The organism is Yinghuangia sp. YIM S09857 (assembly GCF_051388915.1).
Lineage (GTDB): Bacteria > Actinomycetota > Actinomycetes > Streptomycetales > Streptomycetaceae > Yinghuangia.
The window spans coordinates 1-6,431 of record NZ_JBPKBH010000010.1 but is presented as its reverse complement, the minus strand read 5'-3'; the positions used below and the strand labels follow the sequence as shown (position 1 = coordinate 6,431).

Genomic DNA, 6,431 nt, shown 5'->3' with positions numbered 1-6,431 from the left:
CCGGCGGCGCCGTTCGCGGTGGCGCGCGAGGGTGCCCCCCTTCGACGACCCGGATAGGGCACGTCGCGGACTCTCGCGGCCAGGCACAGGCGAGCGCCGCCGCCACGGTGCCGTCCCGGTCACCGCACTAACCCCGCAGGTCGGCGAGCTTGACCACACGGGTGGTCGGTGCCGCGGGCTCGTATTCCGGCAGCAGCCAGCGGCAGAAGACCACGCCCGTGCGGAGGCCGGTGGTGGGGAGCCAGTCCGGTTCGGTCGGGCCCGGGTCCTCGTGCGCGACGACGACGCGGAACCGACCGTCCGAACCGAGCTTCGCCGTCCGGGTGTTGCGTGAGACGGGGCCGGTGGGTCCGTCGATCGACTGCATGAAGGAGTTCCACAGCTGGATCCCCCAGTACGTGCAGTCGCCGGAGTCGCCCTCGATGACAAGGGCGTCGTCCGGGGCCAGCTCGAACCGGGCCCGGCAGTACACGTTGTCCGGCGTACCCCATCCCGGCATCGTGCGGGTGAAGCGGAACGGGGCTGCCATGACGTTGGGTTCGGTGGGCCGCATGGGCTGGGTGAGGACTGACTCCTGGAGGAACCGGGTGGCCGCACCGAGTCCGTCCGCGACGCGTGCCGCATCGAACACCCTTATGCCGGTCGGTGGTTCGACGGCCTCGATGGTGTAGGTGGGGCGTTCCGCGCTGTCCTTGTCGAAGTAGTACTCGCGCGTGATGACGATCGAGGCGTCGTCGGTCAGTTCGATCCAGTCACCCGACGGCGGCTTGGTCGACGAGAGGGTGATGGCGAAGGCCCCGTCCTCGTCTGTGGTGATGTGACGGTGGTTCAGTTCTCCGAGGATGCGCTGGCGCAGGTGCCGCGCGGGGTCCGGGCCGGCGTGCACGGTGAACGACAGGTAGCACTCGTCCCCGCGTCGGCCGCGGATGACGTAGTCGCGGCTGCCGTCGATCAGCGCGATGCGGTAGTCGGTGTCGGTGTTGTCGCCGAGGATGCGCGCGGTCGGGGTCGCGAGCGGCAGGAAGCGCGGCGCGGCGGGGTCCGATTCGAGGTAGATCTCCAGGCCGTAGCGCAGGACGTGGGTGAGACTGCGGTAGCCCTCGGCGATCGTCCGTTCGTCGAAGTCGCCGCGCGAGCCGTCGAGGAAACTGGCCTCACTGGTCCGGATCGCGGCGCACAGGTCGCTCCACACGTCGGCGAGGGGTCCGGGGGCGCTGTCTGGCGTCATGATGCTCCGTTGCTCGGCCGGGTCTTGGTGGGGAGGTCAGCAGGCCGCTTCGAAGGGGATGCCGAACCTTTCGCGGTACGCGGCGAACCGGTCGGCGACGCCGTCGCGGTCGAGGCCGAAGTCGGCGAGCGCGTACGCGTGTCTGCCGAACCTGTTCTGGCGGTTGGCCTGCGTGTGTGCCCGCAGGGCCGCCTCCGTCGCGGCGGACAGGGGGCGGCTCAGCCAGGCGTACACCGTCCGGACGGTTCCGAGCGGGTCGGCGACCAGGTCGGCGTACGCGATGTCGAGGAACCGGGAATCGCCGTGCCGGGACCGGTACTCAAGAACCCGGTCGGCCATCGTGCCCAGGTATTCGGGCCAGTTCGCGGCGATGAGGCCCGTGTGGTCGTGCTCCGTGAAGGTGCCGGACAGCGAACGCACCAGGCTGCACGTCGAGGCCACCGTGACCGCCGGATCCCGGTGGGTCACGATGAACCGGGCGTCCGGGTAGCGCGCGGTGACCGCGTCGAGGGCGTGGCAGTGCACAGGAGCCTTGAGGAACCACTGCCCCGGACATCGCGACTGCAACAGGCGCAGCATCCGGTGGTGGTGGTCGTACGCCGCGGTCATGTCGCTCGCCAGCAGCCACGCGTCGTAGTCCGGCACGTTGTACATCGTCGACAGCATCAGGCTCGCGAAGTGCTGCCCGAGCAGCACCGTGCACTCCACCGGCAATTCCGGCGGGTCGTGGTGGATCGCCTTGAAGCCCGGGTTGAGCTGGTCGAGCAGTCCCGAGGACTGCTGTGCCGCGCGCAGCCGGGGGTCGGTCCGGTACGTCGCGGTCTCCGGCGGCGGAGTGGACCCGCCCGCTTCCCACGCGAGCAGCGTGCGGTTGCCGGGGTCGGCGGCGAGCAGGTGGCTGAGCGCGGTGGTGCCGCTGCGCGGCAGTCCGATGATGAACACCGGTTCCACAACCTGCTGTTCAAGAAGCTCCGGGTGGTCGCGCTCCCAGGCGGCGACTCCGGCCCGGTTGGTGAGCGCGGCCTTGGTCTGGCCCTCGAAGACGGTCCGCCCGAGCGGGGTGAGCCTCGCGGTCCGCTCGATCGCGGCGTCGATCCGGTCGAGGCCGTCGCGGAACGACGGGTCGCCGAAGTCGTCGAGCCCGGTCTGCGTCGCCACCTGGTCGAGCAGGTCGTCGATGTGTGCCACGTTACGTCCGTCTCCTGGGGCTCCGGGGCTGCCGACGGAATACTTGTACGCCATCTGGAAAATGGAGGCAATACTCTTCCGGGGTTGACCGGATTCAGGTGGGAGGCGTGCCGTGGAGGCAGAAGCGGTTGCCGGCGCGGCGGCGACCCGGGGCAGGGGCCGACCCCGGCGCCACACCGAGCGCGAGGTGCTGGACGCCGCGGTCGCCGTCCTCGCGGAGTCCGGCGCCGCGGGGCTGTCGATCCGCAAGGTCGCCGAGCGGCTCGGCGCCGCACCCATGACGATCTACACCTCGTTCCCCGCGCGCGAGGACCTGGTCGACGCGCTCTCCGTGCACCTGATGCGGCGCCACGACACGGCTCCACATGCGGAACTTCCGCTGCCGGACCGGATCCGCGACTGGATGACGCGCTACCGCGGCGCCCTCGCGGCCACCGGCCTGCACGAACTCCTCGCCGCGGGTGCCTCGGTGGCGCCGCTCCTGGAGGTGGCGGCCCACTGGACGGCGCAATTGACCGAACTGGGCCTCGCCCCTGGCGATGCCGCCTCGACGGCCCAGCAACTCGTGTGGGGCGTCCACGGCTTCTGCGCCGCCGAAGCCGGCGACCGCGCGTCGGGCGCCGCCCGCGCCGAGGCGGTGGTCCTCCGCGTACCCGCGGAACTGCGCCCCGCCGCCGAGGTGTACCTCAGCCACATGCGCGCCCAGGAGTACGACGCCGCCTTCGCACGGATGACGGACATGTATGCCCGCGAGACAACAGCACACGTGGCCCACGCCCTCGGCGCCTGAGACGGGATTTTGTCCCCACCGAGGAGTATGCAACGCCCAGGAGACGCCACAGGGGACGGCCCCATCGGGATGTCAGGCCAGGCGGCGTTCGGCGGCTTCCCATACGGCCTGGTTGCCTGTCGGGGTGTAGGTACGCAATGGCTGTGTCGCGGCGGTCAGTTCCCGCATCTCCGCGAGGGTCTCGACTACCCCCGCCGCGCGTGCTTGGACCAGGACGTTGCCTATTGCCGTCGCCTCTACTGGGCCCGCCACCACCGGTATGCCGCACGCGTCCGCGGTCAACTGGCACAGGAGTTCGTTGCGGGAGCCACCGCCGACCAGGTGGATCGTGTCGACTGTTGTCCCCGACAAATCCGCCACGCTGCGTACTGTGCGGCGGTAGGCGACGGCCAGGCTTTCGATGATGCAGCGGACGATCGCGGGCGGGGACTGCGGGATCGGCTGGTCTGTCCGCGCGCAGTACTCGGCTATGCGCTGCGGCATGTCGCCCGGAGGCAGGAACAGCGGGTCGTCGGGGTCGATCAGGGAGCGGAATGCGGGTTCGCAGGCGGCCTGTTCCAGGAGGGTGGGGAGGTCGGTGGACAAGCCGCGCGCCTGCCAGACGCGGACGGACTCTTGAAGGATCCAGAGACCCATGACGTTGCGGAGGTAGCGGATCGTGCCGTCGACCCCCACCTCGTTCGTGAAGTTGGCGACCCTGCTCTCGTCCGTCAGCACCGGCTTGTCGAGTTCGACGCCGACCAGGGACCACGTGCCGCACGAGATGTACGCGAAGTCCCTTCCCCGCGCCGGGACTCCGACGACCGCCGACGCGGTGTCGTGGGAGCCGACCGCCACTACCGGAGTCGGGGGGGCCAGCCCGGTGGCGTCGGCTACGTCGGCGGTCAGGGGGCCGACGACCGTGCCCGGGTCGCGGAGGGGCGGGAGCAAGTGCGGCGGGACACCCACGCGTTCGGCCAGGTCGGTGGACCAGCCACCGGTTCGTACGTCGTAGAGCTGGGTGGTCGAAGCGTTGGTCCGTTCGGCGCCGATCCGTCCGGTCAGCCAGTAGGTCAACAGGTCGGGGATGAGGAGGAGTCCGGAAGCCGATTCGAGTCGTGCCCGTTGCTCGGCGGCCAGTTGGTAGATGGTGTTGAAGGTGAGGAACTGGAGCCCTGTGGTCCGGTAGATGTCGGTCGGAGGCACCGTGGCGAAGACGCGGTCCATGACACCGTCGGTGCGGCTGTCGCGGTAGTGGACCGGGTTCCCGAGCAGGTCGCCCCACGCGTCGAGGAGGCCGTAGTCGACGGCCCAGGTGTCGATGCCGATGGACGTCGGGCCCGTCCCGCCCGCCGCCCCGAGTTTGCGCAGCCCCTCCAGAGCCTCCCCGTACAGCCCGAGGATGTCCCAGTGCAACGTCTCCCGCACCCGGACCGGGCGGTTCGGGAAACGGTGCACCTCGGTGAGGTCGAGCGTCGGGCCGCCGGAGGCACCGGTGCCTCCGGCGGTGACGCGGCCGGCGATGACGCGCCCGCTGGACGCGCCGATGTCGATCGCGGCGAAGACGGGCGGCGGCTGCGACGTGCTCACGGCAACTCTCCAGGGTTTCCGGGCGGGACGTGCTGCTAGACGGTGACCAGCGCGAGACCGGTCAGGTCGGAGACCGCCCGCAGGTCCTCGACCACGTGTCCGGTGGCCAGCGCCCAGTGGTGGTGGATGCCGGTCGCGCTCCACGCGTCCGTCCACTCGCCCGGGTCGCGGCCGAAGTCGACGCGGGAGGTCGTGTTGCCGATGGCCAGCAGCGGACCGTCCACGACCGTGCCTTCGGAGGCCACGAGTTCGTAGCGGCCGTCGTACGTCTGGGACAACCCGACCAGCGTCACCGGCCCGTGCTTGACGTCGAACTCGACCGAGACCCCCCAGCCGCGCTTGCCGTGGTAGACCCCGAGGCCGCGCAGCAGCGGCCGCCGTTCGCTGATGGCGAGGTGGCCGGGGCCGTCGTGGCCCATCTCGACCACGCCGTCGCGGAAGTTCAGCGCCTGGAGTTCGGTGAACGAGCCTCCCGCGCCGAGCCGGTCGGCGATCAACATGGCGAGGGACGTGCGCAGTTCGTACTCCCCGCACGTCGGGATGCCGCGCGCGGTGAGCAGCGATGCGCCCAGAATCATTCCGGCGCCCAGGCGTTCGTGGAGTTCGCCGTCCAGGCCGCGGTGGTAGTACGCGAGCGAGTCCAGGTCGAAGTCGGCGACCAGGCGGTCCAGGCCCACCGACACCTTGGCCGCCCAGGCCAGGTCGTCCGCGACGACGGACGCGTCGAGTTCGAAGATCTCGCGGGTCTCGGCCAGCTTTGCCGCGACCTGATCGTCCGTCACCTCGGCGACGCGCACCCGCAGATCGTCGAACTCGACGACCTCGACGTGCCCGCCGCTGTGCGCCGGGACCATGGTGAGGTCGGTCGACACGTCGTACATCCCCGGGTACAGGTGCCCCATCAGGCCGTGCCGTCCGTTGCGCAGGACCGCCCGCACGCCCGCCGCGCGGATCCAGCGGCCGATGCGGCGCCAGGCGTTCTCGTCCTCCAGGTGGCCGGACACCGAGCGGAAGTCCACGCCGACGCGACGGAACGCGTTGGCCATCTCGGGCAGCGGGCACGCGCCGCAGTACGCCAGCCACGCCCCCGTGTCGAACGCCGCGTGGTCCATCGCCTCGGTCGGCTGGAGGTTGATCAGCAGCACCGGCGCCCCGGACCGCTGTGCGATCGGCACGAGCATCGTCGCCGTCATGTAGGTGGTCAGAAATCCGACGATCAGATCGCAGCCCTCGCGACGCAGCCGCTCGGCGGCGGCCGCGCCCTCCTGGGCGTCCGAGATGAAGCCCACGTCGACCACCTCGGCGTCGAACGCGCCCATGCGCTCCGCGACCCGGGCGGCCGAGCGGCGCAGTTGCGGCAGCAACTCGGGGAACTGCGGCCAGTACGCTCCGAGTCCACCCGACACCAGGCCGACCTTCGGACGGCGGGCCGTCGCCGGAACGCGGGCGTAGGCGGCTCCGAGGCCGGGTTCCGTGGTGTTCATCGCATGCGTCCTTTCGCGAACTGTCGTACGTGAGCCGCGGTGCGGTTCGCCCGGAGAACGGTGGAACGGGCGGCTCGGTCACCGGCGGTGGCCCGGCCGTGGGACGGCCCGGCCGCCGGGCGGTGGAAGAGGCGGCAGAAGGGGCGGCGGGGCGGGCGGGGTCCCCAGGGGT

5 protein-coding genes are annotated in these 6,431 nt (G+C 71.0%); 1 reads left to right on the top strand and 4 read right to left on the bottom strand.

Annotated features, from left to right (window positions below):
- Positions 1–127: 127 nt before the first annotated feature.
- Together ACRX5S_RS21760 and ACRX5S_RS21755 are read right to left on the bottom strand one after the other, a co-directional pair.
- Positions 128–1,228, bottom strand: coding sequence for a DUF1214 domain-containing protein (locus tag ACRX5S_RS21760; protein WP_436774697.1), 1,101 nt, complete (start codon positions 1,226–1,228; stop codon positions 128–130).
- Between the two features lie 36 nt (positions 1,229–1,264).
- The gene (locus tag ACRX5S_RS21755; protein ID WP_436774696.1) at positions 1,265–2,416 is read right to left on the bottom strand and encodes a sulfotransferase family protein; all 1,152 of its coding nucleotides are present in this window, start codon (positions 2,414–2,416) and stop codon (positions 1,265–1,267) included.
- A gap of 112 nt (positions 2,417–2,528) precedes the next feature.
- Here ACRX5S_RS21755 and ACRX5S_RS21750 point away from each other — a divergent pair, with 112 nt between their 5' ends.
- A complete protein-coding gene (locus ACRX5S_RS21750) occupies positions 2,529–3,206 on the top strand; it encodes a TetR/AcrR family transcriptional regulator (protein ID WP_436774695.1) in 678 nt (225 codons plus the stop codon).
- Positions 3,207–3,278: 72 nt separating this feature from the next.
- On the opposite strand, the gene ACRX5S_RS21745 is transcribed toward ACRX5S_RS21750, so the two are convergent.
- A complete protein-coding gene (locus ACRX5S_RS21745; RefSeq protein WP_436774694.1) occupies positions 3,279–4,775 on the bottom strand; it encodes a rhamnulokinase in 1,497 nt (498 codons plus the stop codon).
- Positions 4,776–4,810: 35 nt separating this feature from the next.
- On the bottom strand, positions 4,811–6,259 hold the full coding sequence (locus ACRX5S_RS21740; protein WP_436774693.1) for an arabinose isomerase: 1,449 nt from the start codon (positions 6,257–6,259) through the stop codon (positions 4,811–4,813).
- Positions 6,260–6,431 lie beyond the last annotated feature (172 nt).

What these genes read in the sequence shown, in the direction of transcription:
- ACRX5S_RS21760 (WP_436774697.1), bottom strand. Translation starts at nt 1,228, where the DNA reads ATGACGCCAGACAGCGCCCCCGGACCCCTCGCCGACGTGTGGAGCGAC.
- ACRX5S_RS21740 (WP_436774693.1), bottom strand. Translation starts at nt 6,259, where the DNA reads ATGAACACCACGGAACCCGGCCTCGGAGCCGCCTACGCCCGCGTTCCG.